The 17,429-nt window shown below is 38.0% G+C and carries 17 protein-coding genes and 1 pseudogene; 5 read left to right on the forward strand and 13 right to left on the reverse strand.

The window, feature by feature from the left end:
- From SCALIN_RS04420 to SCALIN_RS04430, 3 genes are all read right to left on the reverse strand, one after another.
- Positions 1 to 1,158 (reverse strand): ABC transporter permease/substrate-binding protein (locus SCALIN_RS04420; RefSeq protein WP_096893058.1); only part of this gene is annotated, 1,158 nt, incomplete at its 3' end.
- Positions 1,155 to 1,907, reverse strand: coding sequence for an ATP-binding cassette domain-containing protein (locus SCALIN_RS04425; protein WP_096893059.1), 753 nt, complete (start codon positions 1,905 to 1,907; stop codon positions 1,155 to 1,157). The genes SCALIN_RS04425 and SCALIN_RS04420, both read right to left, overlap by 4 nt.
- A gap of 216 nt (positions 1,908 to 2,123) precedes the next feature.
- Complete coding sequence (locus SCALIN_RS04430; protein ID WP_096893033.1) at positions 2,124 to 2,900, reverse strand: class I SAM-dependent DNA methyltransferase; 777 nt, start codon at positions 2,898 to 2,900, stop codon at positions 2,124 to 2,126.
- Between the two features lie 166 nt (positions 2,901 to 3,066).
- Here SCALIN_RS04430 and SCALIN_RS04435 point away from each other — a divergent pair, with 166 nt between their 5' ends.
- Positions 3,067 to 4,461, forward strand: coding sequence for an IS1380 family transposase (locus SCALIN_RS04435; RefSeq protein WP_096893034.1), 1,395 nt, complete (start codon positions 3,067 to 3,069; stop codon positions 4,459 to 4,461).
- 410 nt (positions 4,462 to 4,871) lie between these two features.
- Here the strand turns inward: SCALIN_RS04435 and SCALIN_RS04440 are convergent, their stop codons facing one another.
- From SCALIN_RS04440 to SCALIN_RS04450, 3 genes are all read right to left on the reverse strand, one after another.
- The gene (locus SCALIN_RS04440) at positions 4,872 to 5,246 is read right to left on the reverse strand and encodes a type II toxin-antitoxin system VapC family toxin (RefSeq protein ID WP_096893060.1); all 375 of its coding nucleotides are present in this window, start codon (positions 5,244 to 5,246) and stop codon (positions 4,872 to 4,874) included.
- Positions 5,233 to 5,469: a type II toxin-antitoxin system Phd/YefM family antitoxin gene (locus SCALIN_RS04445; RefSeq protein ID WP_096893061.1), complete on the reverse strand. Its 237-nt coding sequence runs from the start codon at positions 5,467 to 5,469 to the stop codon at positions 5,233 to 5,235. Before SCALIN_RS04445 ends, SCALIN_RS04440 begins: the two co-directional genes overlap by 14 nt.
- Positions 5,470 to 5,726: 257 nt before the next feature.
- The gene (locus SCALIN_RS04450) at positions 5,727 to 6,242 is read right to left on the reverse strand and encodes a hypothetical protein (protein ID WP_133111660.1); all 516 of its coding nucleotides are present in this window, start codon (positions 6,240 to 6,242) and stop codon (positions 5,727 to 5,729) included.
- A 324-nt stretch (positions 6,243 to 6,566) separates the two neighbouring features.
- Here SCALIN_RS04450 and SCALIN_RS21950 point away from each other — a divergent pair, with 324 nt between their 5' ends.
- Positions 6,567 to 6,728, forward strand: a complete 162-nt coding sequence (locus SCALIN_RS21950; RefSeq protein WP_162532133.1) for a hypothetical protein — start codon at positions 6,567 to 6,569, stop codon at positions 6,726 to 6,728.
- A gap of 110 nt (positions 6,729 to 6,838) precedes the next feature.
- Here the strand turns inward: SCALIN_RS21950 and SCALIN_RS04455 are convergent, their stop codons facing one another.
- The 7 genes and pseudogenes from SCALIN_RS04455 to SCALIN_RS04490 all read right to left on the reverse strand — a co-directional run bounded on the left by SCALIN_RS04455 (position 6,839) and on the right by SCALIN_RS04490 (position 12,807).
- On the reverse strand, positions 6,839 to 7,957 hold the full coding sequence (locus SCALIN_RS04455) for an IS91 family transposase (protein WP_096892569.1): 1,119 nt from the start codon (positions 7,955 to 7,957) through the stop codon (positions 6,839 to 6,841).
- Positions 7,954 to 8,861, reverse strand: a pseudogene (locus SCALIN_RS04465) (tyrosine-type recombinase/integrase). The gene SCALIN_RS04455 and the pseudogene SCALIN_RS04465 overlap by 4 nt, the downstream one beginning before the upstream one ends.
- A gap of 549 nt (positions 8,862 to 9,410) precedes the next feature.
- Positions 9,411 to 9,815, reverse strand: coding sequence for a hemerythrin domain-containing protein (locus SCALIN_RS04470; RefSeq protein ID WP_162532142.1), 405 nt, complete (start codon positions 9,813 to 9,815; stop codon positions 9,411 to 9,413).
- Between the two features lie 184 nt (positions 9,816 to 9,999).
- Positions 10,000 to 10,710, reverse strand: a complete 711-nt coding sequence (locus tag SCALIN_RS04475) for a hypothetical protein (protein WP_096893064.1) — start codon at positions 10,708 to 10,710, stop codon at positions 10,000 to 10,002.
- 510 nt (positions 10,711 to 11,220) lie between these two features.
- A complete protein-coding gene (locus SCALIN_RS04480) occupies positions 11,221 to 11,595 on the reverse strand; it encodes a phage protein GemA/Gp16 family protein (protein WP_162532143.1) in 375 nt (124 codons plus the stop codon).
- A gap of 17 nt (positions 11,596 to 11,612) precedes the next feature.
- A complete protein-coding gene (locus SCALIN_RS04485) occupies positions 11,613 to 12,161 on the reverse strand; it encodes a D-glycero-alpha-D-manno-heptose-1,7-bisphosphate 7-phosphatase (RefSeq protein WP_162532144.1) in 549 nt (182 codons plus the stop codon).
- A 58-nt stretch (positions 12,162 to 12,219) separates the two neighbouring features.
- Positions 12,220 to 12,807: a hypothetical protein gene (locus SCALIN_RS04490; RefSeq protein WP_096893067.1), complete on the reverse strand. Its 588-nt coding sequence runs from the start codon at positions 12,805 to 12,807 to the stop codon at positions 12,220 to 12,222.
- Between the two features lie 114 nt (positions 12,808 to 12,921).
- On the opposite strand from SCALIN_RS04490, the gene gcvT reads away from it, so the two are divergent.
- From gcvT to SCALIN_RS04505, 3 genes are all read left to right on the forward strand, one after another.
- A complete protein-coding gene (gene gcvT / locus SCALIN_RS04495; RefSeq protein WP_096893068.1) occupies positions 12,922 to 14,019 on the forward strand; it encodes a glycine cleavage system aminomethyltransferase GcvT in 1,098 nt (365 codons plus the stop codon).
- A 139-nt stretch (positions 14,020 to 14,158) separates the two neighbouring features.
- A complete protein-coding gene (leuS, locus tag SCALIN_RS04500; RefSeq protein ID WP_096893069.1) occupies positions 14,159 to 16,678 on the forward strand; it encodes a leucine--tRNA ligase in 2,520 nt (839 codons plus the stop codon).
- 143 nt (positions 16,679 to 16,821) lie between these two features.
- The gene (locus SCALIN_RS04505) at positions 16,822 to 17,418 is read left to right on the forward strand and encodes a DUF6861 domain-containing protein (RefSeq protein WP_133111662.1); all 597 of its coding nucleotides are present in this window, start codon (positions 16,822 to 16,824) and stop codon (positions 17,416 to 17,418) included.
- The last annotated feature ends 11 nt before the right edge of the window (positions 17,419 to 17,429 follow it).

Below are 17,429 nucleotides of genomic sequence, written 5' to 3' on the forward strand. Positions count from 1 at the left end.
TACAATCGGCAAGACACTGTAGAGAAAGAGCGCCATAATAGCAGGAGGCCCACCAATACCCAGTAATGGAATCATAAAAACAAGAATGGCCAGTGAAGGAATTGTCTGGATTACCCCAACAATGCCCAGAACAATCTGTCCCAATTTCGGTAGTTTTGCGGAAAGGATACCTAGAGGTATTGAAATTATAATAGCGGCTGATAATGAGATTGCTACCAGAAAAAGGTGTTCTCCTGTATGGCGCATCAATCGGCGAATTGCAGATTCTTCAAAAAATTCAGTTTGCAGAGATAACTTTTCCAAAAGGAAGTCGGAAGCTATCTTACTTTCCGATACCATTTCAAGGTTGGCACGGGAATTCATTTTGATCATTTCTGATTCATTTATTTTGCTTTGAAGTTCTTTCAGAACAGCTACCACATACGGAGCACGTTTTTCTAAATCAGATCGATACAAAATAACAGCATTGTACATAGGAAAATGATTCAGGTCGTCTTCCAGTAACCGCAGCCCATAATACTTTATCCTGGCGTCGGTTGAATAGATATCAATTGCCTGAATACTACCTTTTTCAAGACCTCGATAGGCAAGATCATGATCCAGACCTCTTACATTCTTCTGTGGTAAATTGTAAATTTTGCGTAGGGCCGGCCAGCCGTCTCCTCGGTCCATGAATTCATTACCAAACCCGAATTTTAAATCAGGATAGTGGCGCAGGTCTGATATCTTTTGAATCTTGAGCTCTTCCGCGACTTCCTTGTTCATCCCGATTGCATAGGTATTATTAAAACCCAACGCCTTTGTCATTTTAATATGATGCTTTGTCAGGGCCTGACGAATCTCCTCTTCGCTATATACTCCCTCACCTGCCAGGATTTCCTCACTGATTGTGCCTGTATATTCAGGATAAATATCAATCTCGCCTTTTTTTAAGGCATTCCATAGTACACGGGTACCTCCAAGTTCACGCATATAAACAGGTTGTTTGCCAGTGCTCTTTATTAGATGAGTTACTATCTCACCGAGAATTACAGATTCAGTAAACTTTTTAGAGCCAATTTTGATCTCTGCTGTGGAACTCTGTACAGAAAGAGGAAGGATGGTTATGCTGAGAATATTGCATACAAAAAGGGGTAGGATAATAAAGTATGTTTTCAACTGGAATCCTTCCTCTTAACATCTAAAGGACTCCGTTGAGCATTAATAAAGCTTGTAACAAATGCATCGGCTGGTGATTGTATCAGATCTTCGAGTGTACCTTTCTGTAAAACTCTTCCATCCCTCAGTAACGTAATAGTATCCCCAAAGAAACCGGCTTCCGCTATATCATGAGTTACCAGAACAACTGTTTTGCCAAGTGCTTGAAATATCATTTTCAAATCCTCCTGGAGATCGGCCCTTATCATCGGATCAAGTGCACCTAAAGGCTCGTCTAACAGGAGCACGTCAGGGTCTAACATAAGAGCACGCATCAGACTCACCCTCTGTTGCTGACCGCCCGAAAGCTGTACCGGAAAACGCTCAAGCCCTTCATACGGAAAATGCGTCAGCCTGGTTAGCTCATTCAGCCGTCCATTAATCTGTTCATCACTCCAACACAGGTAGCGTGCCATCAGTACTATGTTTTCATGAGCGGTAAGGTGCGGAAAAAGACCTCCCTCCTGGATAACGTAACCCATTTTTCGCCTTAAAGAAATCACAGTCTCAGGAGTAACTTTGGTTCCTTTAAAAAAAACAGCTCCACTGTCTGCTTGTATAAGGCCTATAATGAGCCGAAGTATAGTTGATTTTCCACTGCCACTCTGGCCGATGAATGCCGTTGTCTGACCTGCAGGAATGGTCAAATTAATGGAATGAAGTGCTGCTGTTCGACCATAAGTTTTAGAAACACTATGTATTTCAATCATAAAAAGGTATGTTTTTAACTAATCGTTCTTGTCTGATTATATGCCCGGTATGTCATTATCGTTTCATAATATAATGAGTTGTAATTCTATTTTGATTGGCAGGTGGAGGTATGTACAGGTACACTTCAGAAAGAAATCGCGCAGCCATTTACGGTTTTGTAACCCATTCGCCACAACTTGTATGACTAACAGAAGTACTTCTTTCCTCAAATTAAGCTAATCAAAATATTTATCATAAAAATCTTTGGGGACATCATAATTTTTTTTACCTGCAACAGCAAAGTAAAATAATGGTTCTCCTTCTATTGAAACACGGTGACGGTATCTCTCTAAATGATATAAATCCATATACTTAGAGAAAATTAAATCTCTAATCATTCTTGAGAACCCGCTGTCGTCACTATTATCAAGAAATGTTTCTTTTATATTAAATGCTACCCAGCCTTCTGATTGGATGATATTAAATGCTACCATAAATGCTTTGGGTGGAATGTCACCAAACCCTAAAGCAGCGACTGTTGTCAAACAGTTTAACGACCATGAAGATAAATCCTCTGCCTCACTTTCATCTAAATTACACAAATCTATAGTGTCATAAGCATCGTATATATGTGGCCTGTCTCGTTCTGTCGCCCGTTTTGCTTCTGGGATAATATCAACACCTACAAGCCTGGAAACACCATGTTTTTTAAGTTCTGCACCCATTAGTCCATTTCCTGCTCCTACGTCTAGTACCCTGAGTTCTGTGAAGTTTTCATTTGTTTGCGCCACACTTGTGTTAAGAATTTCAGTCACTTTTTTTGGAGAGCAGCATTTGAGACGATCATAAAATATCTGTTCATATAATCCCGGGATGTTATAAATCACGTCGTAATCATGAAATTTAATCTTTTTTTGATCCTTAGACTCTAATAAATAAAAAAAAGCTTCATCCTGGTCAGCATTTTGGCATTCACTTTTCGGAAATTGGATTCTGTATCGTTTGTTATTCATAGATTTTTTTGATAAAAAAATTTTATTAAGGACATTATATATAACCTAAGTTGAGCGATTTGTATTTGCTAAAAAGACTTAAAACCCACTTAAAAGGCAATAGTAATTTGTTATAATACATTTTCAAGAAAACAAAATCCATCACCCATTAAGTGAGGAGAGTATTATGAAGAAAAATGTATTTAAAAGCAAGTGCAAGATTAACAAAATCGGAGTAACAAATGACACATTAACCGGCAGAGGAGGCATGTCTTTATTTGTTAAATATTTAAGTAGTGTAGAAATATACCCGTTATTAGAAGAGTTTTTTGGAGATATCAGAAAAAGTGGCAAAGGTCTTCCGGTGTGGAATATATTCAAACAGATATTTTGTTGGTTTTATGATGGGACGAGTCGCCACCTAAATTCATTTGATCAATTAAGAGCAGATGAGGGCTATGCATCAGTAATAGAGAATTCTCAGACAGAGATGGTGTCGTCACATCAGATAAAACGGTTTTATAAATCGTTTTCATGGGTATGTGGAGGCCCATTTCGGAAGATATTACGAAAGATGTTTATTTGGAGGTTAAGGCGAGAAAACCCTGAGGTCATAGACTTAACATTAGATACAATGGTTATGGACAACGATGAAGCACAGAAGCGCTATGGAGTACAGCCCACCTATAAGAAAGTAAAAGGTTTCCAACCTTTACAAGCAATTTGGAATGGTAAGATAGTGGATGCGGTCTTCCGAGGTGGAAAGAAACACAGCAACTATGGTAATACCGTGGTGAATATGATGAGAGACCTTGTGCGGGTAATCCGTGAGGAATATAGTGAGACAGTCACGATAATAGTCAGGCTTGATAGTGGATTTTTTGATGAGAAAATATTACAAGCATGTGACAATCTTGGAGTAGGATTTATCTGTACTGGCAAGATGTATAAGGGAGTAAAGGAGTATGTAGGTGTCCAGTTAGAGGACCAATGGGATGTCTACAGCAATAGGAATCAAGAGTGGAAGTATTTGGAGTTTGGTTATAGATGTGATTCGTGGGAGAGGTTTTATCGTGCAATATACACCAGATTGAGTCATGATGGAGAACAAAGGTTATTGGACTTTGCGCGGCCAGATAATGTAATTCTCACGAATATAGGAGTTAATCCAAAGGTGTTAGCCAACTGTAGTACTCAGGAGGAAGAGAGAAGATTGTTGCATACAGAAACAATTATAGAGAGCCATCATATGAGAGGAGCAGATGAATTACCGCATAGAGGGTTAAAGGATTTTGGATTTGAAGAATTACCGTTTAAGAGATTTGTACCAAATAGTGTAGTATATTATTGCATGCTCATATCATATTTTTTGTTTGAAACATATAAGGAAGATGTATTAGACGGAGTAATGCCAATCGGCAGCTATGCAACAACTGTAAGGAGAAAGGCATTAGACTTTGCAGCAAAGATAATAGGCACTGGCAGGCAGTTAATCCTTAAAGTAACACAGGCAGTAATGGACAATTTGCACTTTGATATATTATGGCAACGAAGTCAAAAACCCATACCAATAATCATATAAGCGTGACAAGAAGTTGAAAACAAGGTTATCTGTGGGAGAGGTATGTCCATGTTCCGGAAAATTGTACTAAAAATGCATTTCTAAAAGAATTTTTTTAGTAAGCGAAGGTTTATTGCCAAACCGAAACAATTTTGGCTAGAAAAAATTGAATATATTTCATTTTTTTTTGTCGTAATATTAAAACCGCTCAATTTAGGTATAAATTTACTATTAAATTCCTTAATATTGTTTAAAATATTTCAAATTCAACCTCTGATTACGTCTGATACAAGTGATTTCTGCATATGGCTAAAGAAATATCGAGCGAAATATAGACTCTTCATAAATCTAATGAATTTAATGTTTCCCGCATTTGAGCATTTGCAGTTTTCCTTATTCGTTATGTACAGAATAATAGACAGAAGCTGATATTACCATTTTGAGTTATTGTAATTATTTAACATCGCCTGATCCTTAGTCACTAATACATCTCCACCTAATGCTGCATTGCTTACAATGATCCTATCAAAGGGATCTCGCGTCCATTTTAAGTTTGTAGCCTTTGTAATAATATTTATAAAGTCTTTATTACATACCTCCAGTCCTATTCGGTTTGAAAGATCAGCAATAACATCGCTAGCTTTTTTTGTAATGCGTTTAATCTCATATAGATATTGCAATTCAAGAATAACTATAGGAGAAACAAAAAGGTCATGTTCATTGATCAAGGCTATTGATAAGTTGCTCAATCGCCCAATATCTCCACTGTAAAGCCAGACAACTATGTGTGTGTCAAGGTAGATCAAGATTCACCTCCTTGTCCCAATGTATATTTACCAGATCACCAGGATTACCTTTTATGAAATCAGGCCTTCTTTTCAATTTACTGATTTTATCCTGTTTTTCGACAGGCACTATCTTTAATTTTTTTCCTTTTCTGTTAATTTCCACAGGAACTCCACTCCGAGCAATCTCATCAAAAATTTTATATATATTAGTCCTAAGCTCTGTGGGAGTTACTGTTTTCATTTTCACACCTCCTTTTACCATTGTTATATTTAGACGTTGTCCATTTGTAATTTAATAAAAAAATTGCCATATCACAGATTATACCAGAGCTGTCGTACATGTCAATAATCAATAGCGTACGCACAAGGCTATGTTTAAAGAAGAATATATACTTGGGTAAAACAGAAATGTGGCAAAAAAATAACTACACAAAAAATCTAACCGGAAGATGTAGGTTTCAATTGTAAAATCTACCCATAATCTCTTTTTTTCTGTTCTTATAATCTTCTTCTGAAATTGAACCCTTTATCATTCAGGGCTTTCAATTTTATTAGTTTATCATGTATGTCTTTATCTTTACTCTTTTCTTCTATGGCGTGTTCTGTTATTCTCACTTTTCTTTCAACAATTCCACCACTACTGCCTGCTTCAATTGAATTATCATTAATTTCATCACCACCAGCCATACCAAACAAATTACTACTTAAGTCAATAATAAGCCAATTTGGACGTCCCGGTGTAAATCGTTGTCCTTCGATGGCAACAAGTCTCCAGCGACAGCCTCTCTTTACTACAAACGGATCTTTAAATATAGATTTATTGCTCTCTCTGGAATAGGTGTCCATCTGGATTGCTCTTCCGTCAGTAAGCCAGCTCTTTTTGCTTTTGATTGCACTGAATACAATGTTAAGTTCGTTGTTTGTCATAAACAAACTAAAATAACTTCGAGTATTGACCTTAATCTCATCATGAGGACGCGAAAAAACTAAAATATCTTGTGATTCGTCAGCCATTGAAAAAGCACTTATAATAGGAGGTATGATATTCTGCAGCTCATCCTCCCGAAACACCATTCTTTCTTTTTTGCCGGTAATATACCCACTTTCTTTGTAAAAGACAGATGAAAGGATATTGAAAAGCCCCACCTCCGTAAAGTAATATGGATGATTGAAACTTCTCTCTATTACATCTCCTTTTTCATCAAGTATTTCTCGTATCTCAACAGAAGCATTTTGGTCGTTAACCGTTACTCCAACTATTTTACTATTTCTGTGAGTTCTCTTAGAATGTGAGGAAGAACAACCAGATGATAAATATAACGAATAAGGTTAGATTGTGTGAGGGACGAACCACAATCTGAACCGTTTGTTGGACAAGCCCGTTGTTTGGGTGCTAAACATTGTATAAGAAAATATCTTATGAAGATTGCTTCTCTTTTTTACCGCAGAAGCTATGAAGCCAAAGAAGTGGATTTTTCAATTGCTGTCGTCATGCTTTAGGAGCTACAGAACATGGTTTTTCGGCCATTTTACCTCAAATTTGGGCAAACGGGGGCCATCTCGACCCGATAATGCCGTTTTTGCAAATCTTAGATGCATAGCGGATTCGATTACATAACCAGAACAGCCTCCTCTTTTGTTAACTTGTAGGGGAAAGACCTGGATTTGTGTGATGGAGGTATCATCGTTTTTATGATCTTCATTATTCCTCCACAGCATTTGCACGTAAGCTTTGGACGCTCTCTGAACCAGGCTGACGACTTATTCGGGTTGATACCGGTAAGGTACTGAAGCAATGCAATCAAGCGTTTGCTATTAGGGTGGAGGAAACCAAAGTTCCGTGTTCGCCTGAAACCTTTGGGTAGAACATGCTGGAGAATCAACCTGAGAAACTGCGGGCCGGGAAGTGTTCTTGTGAGCATTTTTTTGCTCTTACTATCCTGGTAACGAAAGGTCACCTGACCATCTTTGCACGTAATAATATCTTTCTCTTGAATGACCCCTTTGTAGAGATAACGACCAAGATAGACCAGTGCCTTTTCACCGTTGCCGACAAATTTGCAATCGACGACCCATGTTTTGGGATAATTAACTGGAAGCGTAAGAGCCGCTTTGTTCACGGCATCGAGCATTTTTGCTCGAAACACTTTAGCCAGCGCTTTGTGATTGAAAAGGTACCGCGTCTTTCCTTCGCTTTTTTTGAAGCTCCAAAGCTTTTTCTTCTGATTGATGGCCCCGGCTGGCATTACCAGATGGATATGCGGGTGGTAATCGAGAGAGCGAGAGTGGGTGTGCAAAACAGTGATGGCTCCAGCGTTTCCTTGTAATACGCTGTCATTTTGGACAAAGGTTTTTACGGTTTCCCAACAACACTGTATCATTATCGAGTAAAGCAAGCGTTGATGCTGCCATGCTAATGATCGAAGCTCTTTGGGTATAGTAAAGGTGAGCATAAAATAGTCAGCAGGCACTTCTTTTTTCAGTTGACGCTCCAACCACTGCTGACACTCATGACTCTGACAATGAGGACAATTGCGGTTACCGCAGGAGTGCGGTACAAAAACCTGTTTTTCACAGTCATTACATTGGACCAGCATGACGCGGCTTTGCGTAGTGCGACAATCCTTCATGGCTGCCAGGGCTTTGAATTGACTTGGCAGGATCGAACCATGATAAAGAGTGATAAAGTCAGCAATGAAGGTCTCAATTATAGAGGAGAGAGATATCATATAACATTCCCCCATTCTATGGAAAAACCATTCATCAAATCATTAATTAATTGCAAGGCATTACGATTTGTATGAGAGGTCAGGTGGGTATATTTGGCAGTGGTTAAAATACTGTGGTGGCCGAGGATTTTTTGTACTTCAAGCAGATCAACACCCGCCTCAATCAGATGGGTTGCGTAGCTGTGTCGCAGACTGTGTGGTGTAATTTTTTTTTAATTCCACACTCCCGGGCTACCTTACGCAGAGTGGCCTGAACGCCATTTCTATTCAGAGGTGTTTTTGCCAGGTGGGCTGATTTCAAGCCACCATGACGGCCTGGAAATAGAAAGACAGGATTGCGATGAACAAGCCAAAAACGGCGTAAGAGATTCAGGGTTACCTTTGGCAGGGGTACGAAACGGTCTTTATTGCCTTTGCTATCGCGGATATGCACCCGCATTCGCTGAGAATCGACATCGCTAACCTCAAGACGTAGTCCTTCACCCAGGCGGAGACCAAGACTGTAAAGAACAAAGTAGAAGGCCCGGTAACTGAGTTTTCTCGTCACCTGGAAAAGTTGGTGGGCTTCATTAATGGTGACAATATCGGGCAAACGTTGCGTTTTGGGTGGTTTAATAAGATTTACTTGCTCCCAACGCTTATGAAGCACATGAGTGTAGAAAAACTTTAGTCCGTAGAGGTCTAATTTGACTGCGCTCCATGAATGGGTATTGAGGAGATTGGAAAAATAGTCAAGTAGTTGCTGTTCAGATAGATCGTGTATCTGATTGTCAAAATAATCACCGATCCGTCGGATGGCACGTGAATAAGCCTCGATTGTTTTTGGCCGGAGTCCTTTCAAGCGTAGGTGCTTTAGATGCGTTTGGTAATTTTTGTTGAAATCGGATTGAGATAATGTTTTCATAGACCTGTAACCTCCTATTTGTTAATAGATTCACCCTCCCGTTGAGGGTGTGAGGTTACATTATATAATAAATTTCCGATTTTGTTCTCCGCGATAGCGGCTTCGTCCAACAACAGAAGTATAGATACAATTGATAAACACCCAGGGTAGCGATAATGATATTCAGTCATACGTTTGCTTTCCTGAAATAATTTTTTCTTTAAAAAATTTAATTTAGATGGCATAGAGAATATATGTATATTATTCAGTTCATATACATAATAACACGTAATGACTTGAGGATAAAAACGTAAATGGAGTTTTTCTTAGTACCTTGAAATTATTGCTGCATTAACTAAAAACCGTTGGGGAATGATATCATGAAATATTTATAAGGTGAACGAAAAATTCAGGTACATTATGAAGACATAAATGTACCTTCCGATGAATGGCAGGAATATGAAGAGAAGATATGAATCCCTGGACATCAAAAATAATATAGTTATAATCTTCTCAGGTTTAATATGAAGAGACTATCACTATCTATTCAAAAATTGTATAAACAAACAATTACATACCGGCTAATTTATCATACTCGCCATAGAGAATGTTTTCTTCGTACCTCATTCTGTTGCGAAGTACTGAAAAAAGAATCCCAAAATCCAACAAAAACCTATCACCGGAAAATCCTTTTTCATAGCTATCGAAAATTTCAAAAGCAATGCCGGATACATTTCCCCAGTCTTTTGCAAATACATCTAATTCCTTTTTGAGTTTTGTATTTTGCACTGCTGCTTTTCGGAGAGCAGGATAAAACTTTTCCTCCTCCTCTTTGAAATGCTCAAGCAGATTTGCTTTTATTGATATTAGTTTGGTTTGTCCTTTTTTTGTAAAAAACCCAAGCTCTCTACACTCCTTGAGCGTGTCAATAATTTCCGTATGCTCTTTTTTTAATTCTTCAATTAGTGCTGACATTTTTCCTCCTATTGCTTTTTTCCAGTGGTTTGCCTTATAAACGGTGTAAAAAAATATTAACCTTGACATGATAAGGTTTTCAATATTCCATACCTGTTGTTCTTTCTCAGCTATCGCCAGGCTTTTAGAGCCTAGCCAATAATTCTAATATATTATTTTTTAAAACATGAAATACCGTACATTCTTAGCTCTTTGTGAGGTAAATTTCACGTGCTTTCAAATTATCTTTACCTGTCTTACCTGTTTCAGTATTTTTAGAATGTTTATCTTTGCTTTCTGCAGATTTCAATCCGGTTTGATTTTCTTCTTCTGGAATGTGATAAATTATGTTTTCTGAATTATCACATTCCGTATACTTCTTAACTTCATACAATTTTACTTTTGCCTTTAGAGTCTCAGACCAATCCTTTAAATCGTTGGATACGGAATCTATCGGCATACCGATAACAGGAGACTTACAGAAAATCTCTCCCAGAACATTACGAATGTCATTCAAGAAGACCCCCTCATTCTCTTTGCCAAATCCGTCATCATTAAACTTCTTCATAATATTCTTGTCCTCCCTGAGTCGCTGTATAATAAGCTCTATTATCAACTGTTTTGTAGTCGACCGTTCAGCAGTTACCAGTTGTTTTATAACTTGTGGGACTATATGGTTCCAAACGTTGTGCCTGGCAAGTGTAGCATTCATAATAAACCATTGTCGGTTTGCGATATCAACTGCAAGCCCATCCGTAATCCCACCAAGACCATCTTTATTTAAAACCAACTCCCTTGACAGGAAGAAAGAACCTGGCCCAAAGAAGTAATCTGTATTTTCTAAAACCATCTTTTTCAACTCTTCTTCAGAAGTAAAAGAAGATTCGAAAAATTTACTCTTTCCAGATATTAGCATTTAATATACCCTTTTCTATAATGCATAAGCACGGAAGCAGAGCGATCTCTCCCGAACATTTTTATGAATCTATTTATTCGCTCTTCATTATTTAAATAGAGTCAGTATAAAAAGACCATGACGTAATATGTTAATTAATACATTCAAAATGAATAGCAAAATACATTCCATTGTCATTCCCAAACTTATTATATAGCAATTATTGTTCTAAGGTATGGTAAACATACACTTAAAGTCCTAAATCACGTTGCTGATCGAATTGATTAATTACAAAGAAATAGATATGGTTTTCTTTTTATAACACTTACAAGGTAAGGTTGTCTTATTTTATTACACTATCTGGAATATACTATGAGTGGGATCTGTTTTAAGGCACGTTAATAATCGCCCATCAAAAACAGGTCAATTTTTTCCCCTTCCTGATTGAAATTATATAGTAGCCTTACTGTTTAGTCTTTTTAGATCTTCGCCTTACTATTATCTAATACCTTAGTTTTGTCCAGGCTATCTTTAAGTTGAACGTTGACTTCGAAGGATTTTGTTTAACGCCACTATGAGATTGCTGGCATCGTGTTTGGAATAGGTGTCGAGATCGCAATTGTGGAAATATTTATTTATGTAGTTCCGGAAATGGGACTCGTCCCAGCCAAGGTTCTTTTTTATCTGTTTAATATAATACTTTTGCCGTAATGTTATCCCTTTCCCTGTGACACGATAATGCAATGTACGCACAAAATATCGCATCAGCTTATGAAACTGGCTGTCAGTTAAATCTTTGGATGAACGAACACATGCAATCCGTTCAAGTATATTACGATACTCCTCATCAGTCAAAGAGAGTTCTTTCTTAACAATGTGAATAACCGCCAGTTTTTTATTGTCCACAATGTCCTTAAAACTTTTTAGAAATTTTGTATAAGATGTTTTACCGCACTCAACATATCCGGCTTAATGTAATCAGCCCTGGTATCATTCTGGTACTCTCTACCATATCCGGTCAGTACTAAATATGTAGTCAAACCCAACTTAAACCCGGCTTCAACATCACTATCTCTGTCCCCTACAAGGGCTATTTCATTTGCATTAAGTTTCTCTTTATCCATAACATCTTCGATTAATTTAGTACCGGGTTTTCTACATTGGCATTTCCGGGTATATTCGGGTATTGTTCCGTCAGGATGATGGGGACAGTAAAGGACCTTCTCTATTTTACACCTGTTTTTATCAAAACAACTAAGCATATACCGTGTCAGATCAAGGAATTGCTTCTCTTTATAATAACCCCTTGCAATACCTGCCTGATTTGTAATTATATAAATTTTTATATTACAGTCTGTTAGTAATCTGAGGGCTTCAAGAGTACCTGGTATTAATTCAAAATCTTCAATCTTATGAACATAGTTCCTCTCATAATTTATTGTACCGTCTCGGTCCAAAAATACAGTTTTCACTCTGCTCATTAATTGGTAAGTCCTATAAAAAAAGCCAGGAAAATATGGAAGTAATATTTTATTGAAGACTGGTTACGAGGTTTTTCAATATCGTTTTGAGTTCCGGATCATAGTTTTCTGAAATGCCAAGCCTGTTAGCCTGAGATTCTAACGCAATCTTGAGTATCATCTTTTCTCTGGACTCTGCTGCAAGTTTACTCACTAATTCATCATTACGGTCTCTCAACTCTCTTAATTGCGTCTCTTCTCTACTGATATCCACATCTCCTATTATTGGATCCTGTGTGCGATTCTCTACTAATTTGATAACCTTCTGTATCTCACTGACATCTTTTTCAAGTATTTTTATTGTTGTTGCGAGTGATGTGTATTTTTCTTTAATGGTTGCATAATCTTTAATTATTTGCCCTTTCTCCACACTCAAACCATATCTAACAGCCTCCAACTCTTTAGTTTTGATATCAAGTTTTTTGATCTCTTGGTTAAGGTCTTCCACTCTTTGCTCTAATAATATCGTCTGCACAACCTTATTTCTGTATCTATCAGCAAATCTTATGGATACAAACAGGCACACTATGCAGATAATAACTAAAGCACCGCCTGCAACAAGGACTCTTTTAAATTTTTCATCTTGTGTCAATTTCATATTTTTTAATAATTATTCCCTTTGATATTTGAGCTCAAGTTTAATATATTATTACGTCTTAAACTTTACAAGTTAATTATTGTGTAATTATTATTACAGAAAGTGGATATTTAGTTGGAAAATCTCCTCAAAAAGACACAATTATATGACGTACATGTAGATCTCGGTGCCAAGATCGTAGATTACTACAACTTTAAGATGCCATTACAATATGATAGCATCATAAGCGAACATAAGTGTGTAAGAAGCAATGCCGGTCTTTTTGATATCTCACATATGGGAGAATTTGTAATAGACGGCAAAGGGGCGACGGATTTTGTTCAGAAGATAATAACCAATGACGTAAAACACCTCCAGGATTGTACGGCAGTGTACTCCCCTATTTGCGACGAGGAAGGCGGAACTATCGATGATATTATAGTTTATAAATATACCTCTGAAAAATATATGTTCGTAGTAAATTGCTCCACTACCAAAAGAGACTTAAAGTGGATTAATAAACATAAAACTGAAGATATAAATATATATAACAAAAGCGACCAAATCTCCCTTCTGGCCCTTCAAGGACCTAGATCTGAAGAGATAATGCGACTCATTTTTGGGGATAAATGCGCCTCTCTCTCTCGTTTCCAATTTATAGAGATAAATGAACACGAAATGAAACCAACTATATCCAGGACCGGTTACACCGGAGAAGATGGATTTGAGATATTTGTCGACAATTCACATTGCATAAAATTATGGGATCTATTACTAGAAAAAGGAAAAAAGATGGGACTGAAACCTGCTGGCCTTGGAGCGAGAGATACCTTAAGACTGGAAGCCGGTTACCTGCTCTTTGGCCATGAGATTGATGATTTTACAACACCTTTTGAAGCAGGTATCGGCTGGACCGTAAAATTTGATAAACCTGAATTTATTGGAAAAGAACCTTTATTAAGATCAAAAAAATATGGTTCAAAGAGAAAACTTATTGCGTTCAAGATGCTTGATAAGGGCATCCCCAGAACAGATAATGAGATCGTCCTCAATGGCAATGTTATAGGCAAGGTAACAAGTGGGACTTTCAGCCCTAGCCTGCAAATAGGCATAGGTCGTGGTTATGTGCTTAAACATATTGCTGAGCACAAAAGCCAGATAAGTATAAGGATCAGGGACAAAGATTTTCCTGCAAAGATAGTAAGTACTCCTTTTGTCACCCGGGATCAGTGATTTTATGTCGGGTATGAAGATCCGACTAAAACAATAACCTTGACTCCGCCTAAGATGACGTCACGCTGAGCGCCAGCCAGACGTCATTCTGGCCGGTAGTCGAAGTGCTATTAACATTAAATTTAATATATACCTAATCATGAACAATAGAGAATACAAATTTAGCGAAATAGAGAAAAAATGGCAGGATTTCTGGGAAGGGAGTGGTCTTTTTCGTGTAGATGAGGAATGCGACAAAAATAAGTTTTACTGCCTCGTCATGTTTCCATATCCCTCCGGTACACTTCACGTAGGACACGGCAGAAACTATATTATAGGAGATGTTGTCTCCCGCTACAAAATTATGAAAGGGTACAGAGTACTCTCTCCTATTGGATGGGACGCCTTTGGCCTGCCGGCTGAGAATGCGGCAATTGCGAACAGCATCCATCCCTCCATACATACAAAGAACAATATCAAAAAAATGAAAATACAGCTCGAAAAATGGGGTGTAGGCTACGATTGGGATAGAGAAGTCGCATCCTGTGAACCTGACTATTACAAATGGACACAATGGATTTTCCTTAAACTATTTGAACAAAATCTGGCATATAAAAAGAAAGCTGCTGTAAACTGGTGCCCTTCCTGCGCGACAGTCCTGGCAAACGAACAGGTAGTTGACGACCTTTGCGAAAGATGTGATACAAAGGTCAAACAGAGGGATCTTGAACAGTGGTTTTTTAAAATCAGTGACTATGCACAAAGGTTGCTTGATGATCTTGATACACTCGACGGATGGCCGGAACGAGTAAGGACCATGCAGGCAAACTGGATTGGCAGGAGCGAAGGCGCAAAGATCAACTTTGCATTAGACGGGTCTGACAAGGCTGTCCCATGCTTCACCACAAGGCCTGATACTATATTTGGCGTCACATTTATGTCATTAGCCCCTGAGCACCCCATTATAAGCGAATTGATTGATGGTACTGAGTACGAAAAACCTGTATCAGCATTCATTGAGAGAGTAAGAGGGCAAAGCACCATTGAAAGAACTTCTGAAAGCACTGAAAAGGAGGGTATCTTTACAGGCAGATATGTCATCAACCCTGTAAACAATGAAAGAGTGCCTTTATGGATTTCAAATTACGCACTGATGGGGTACGGTACCGGAGCTGTTATGGCCGTACCTGCTCATGATCAGAGGGATTTTGAATTTGCAAAGAAATACAATCTGCCCATAAAACTCGTCATTCAACCTGCAGGCGATGATACTATTCTAAATCCGGATGAGATGCAGGAAGCATATGTTGAAGATGGAGTACAGGTTAACTCCGATCAGTTTAACGGCATACCGAACAGAGAAGCTATCCCAAAGATTTTAGATTTCTTTGAAGAAAAAGATATTGGAGAGAAAAATATAAATTTCAGACTGAGAGACTGGTTAATATCAAGACAAAGATACTGGGGCGCCCCTATACCTATTATTTATTGTGATAGCTGTGGAACAGTACCCGTAGCAGAGGAAAACCTCCCGGTACTTCTACCGGACCATGTAGAATTTAAGCCGCATGGACGTAGCCCGCTTGATGATGTAGACGAATTTGTAAAGGTGACCTGCCCAAAATGCGGAGGCGGTGCAAGACGGGAGACGGATACGATGGACACCTTCGTTGATTCGAGCTGGTATTTTCTCCGGTATATTTCATCTAAAGACAATAACCAGGCGTTTGACACGACAACTGCTAATAAATGGCTGCCGGTTGACCAATATATTGGAGGCATTGAACATGCGATCTTACACCTCCTCTATTCACGGTTTATAACAAAGGTATTTTTTGATCTCAAACTTATAAACTTCAATGAGCCCTTTAAAAACCTTTTCACACAAGGTATGATCATAAAAGACGGGGCCAAGATGTCTAAGTCAAAAGGGAACGTTGTTAATCCTGATCTGTTCACCGATAAATATGGAACGGATACGCAGCGCCTCTATACCCTATTTATTGCCCCGCCACAGCGAGACGCTGAATGGAATGACAGGGGCGTGATCGGTTCATACCGTTTCCTGAACAGGCTATGGAACACTATTACGTCATTTGAAGAACACTTTAATACTATTCCTACATCAGAGATCAAACGCAACTTATTTTCAAAAGAGACAAAAGAACTTTACAGACAGATAAATATAACAATAAAAAAAGTTACTGAGGATATAGAAAAATCCTGGAGTTTTAACACAGCAATCGCCTCAATAATGGAAATGCTGAATATAGTAGTAGATTTCAGCGCTGAGTTAAGAGGCAAGGATTTTAATGATGAGGTTAATATCAATGCTTTGAATGTCCTGAGACTTTCTCTTGAGACAACGGTTAAGATTCTGGCTCCATTCGTACCCCATATATGCGAAGAACTATGGGAGATACTCGAAAAAAATCCAAGTATATTCTCCGAACCCTGGCCGACGTATGATGAGAGCGCAATTGCAGCCGATGAGGTGGAAATGGTGATCCAGATAAATGGTAAAGTAAGAAGCAAACTGGTTGTACCGTCAGAAATAAATGAGGATGACTTAAAATTACTCGTAATGGAAAACAAAAAGATACATGAAAATTTGAATGGAAAGAGGATAATTAAAACTATTGTAATTCCAAAGAAGCTTGTAAACCTCGTGGTCAGATAAATAACAGTTTTCTACTATTAATAAATCGGATGAGAGTCCCAAATGCCTGTAAAAATCGTTTTTTGTTTTTTGTCCTCTTTTTATTACAAATTAAACCTGTCCCTGGACAGATGAATATTTCTCACCAGATTAGAGATATTTATGTGTCGGATGATAAAGGAAATGGAATTCAAAGCGAACTATTTAAAGTAGACTTTCAAGATAGTCGATCTGGATTGGGCACAACTGATGAATATGGATATAAACAAATTTATCTGTTATGTAAAAATGGAGATCAAATCGAAGTTATTCCCGAAAGTGGAAACTACTTTCAACGAACAATTGATTGTACAAAGAGCAGGACAATAAATGTAGAACTGGGTAAAAAGAGGCTCTATAAACTTATTTTTATTAATGGCAATGAAATAGTAGCTGAAATAGTAGCTATGGACCATGAAAAAATTAAGATTGATCCCGTTGATGGTCTTCCAACGGTAACAATATTTTTTAGAGACCTGGACCAGATAATTACAGTAAAAAATCTCAAAACTACCGGTAAAATTGGAAGCAGGGTTGTAACAGGTGCTGGAATTGGCGCCGGAATTGGTGCTCTCTTTTTTGGAATTGGTGCTATCCCGGGCGCTATTATTGGAAGTATTTTTGGTGGAACAACTTCAACAACAGTTATTGGAGATGGAAAAGACGTGTTGCCAATATATTACGCACCGAAAGCAAACTTAAAGAAGGAACTGAATTATTAAGCATTAAGATA

Origin of the sequence: Candidatus Scalindua japonica (assembly GCF_002443295.1) — a bacterium.
Classification (GTDB): Bacteria; Planctomycetota; Brocadiia; order Brocadiales; family Scalinduaceae; genus Scalindua; species Scalindua japonica.

What these genes read in the sequence shown, in the direction of transcription:
- leuS (WP_096893069.1), top strand. Translation starts at nt 14,159, where the DNA reads ATGAACAATAGAGAATACAAATTTAGCGAAATAGAGAAAAAATGGCAG.
- SCALIN_RS04425 (WP_096893059.1), bottom strand. Translation starts at nt 1,907, where the DNA reads ATGATTGAAATACATAGTGTTTCTAAAACTTATGGTCGAACAGCAGCA.
- SCALIN_RS04490 (WP_096893067.1), bottom strand. Translation starts at nt 12,807, where the DNA reads ATGAAATTGACACAAGATGAAAAATTTAAAAGAGTCCTTGTTGCAGGC.
- SCALIN_RS04470 (WP_162532142.1), bottom strand. Translation starts at nt 9,815, where the DNA reads ATGTCAGCACTAATTGAAGAATTAAAAAAAGAGCATACGGAAATTATT.
- SCALIN_RS04475 (WP_096893064.1), bottom strand. Translation starts at nt 10,710, where the DNA reads ATGCTAATATCTGGAAAGAGTAAATTTTTCGAATCTTCTTTTACTTCT.
- SCALIN_RS04455 (WP_096892569.1), bottom strand. Translation starts at nt 7,957, where the DNA reads ATGATATCTCTCTCCTCTATAATTGAGACCTTCATTGCTGACTTTATC.
- SCALIN_RS04445 (WP_096893061.1), bottom strand. Translation starts at nt 5,469, where the DNA reads ATGAAAACAGTAACTCCCACAGAGCTTAGGACTAATATATATAAAATT.
- SCALIN_RS04435 (WP_096893034.1), top strand. Translation starts at nt 3,067, where the DNA reads ATGAAGAAAAATGTATTTAAAAGCAAGTGCAAGATTAACAAAATCGGA.
- SCALIN_RS04430 (WP_096893033.1), bottom strand. Translation starts at nt 2,900, where the DNA reads ATGAATAACAAACGATACAGAATCCAATTTCCGAAAAGTGAATGCCAA.
- SCALIN_RS04450 (WP_133111660.1), bottom strand. Translation starts at nt 6,242, where the DNA reads ATGGCTGACGAATCACAAGATATTTTAGTTTTTTCGCGTCCTCATGAT.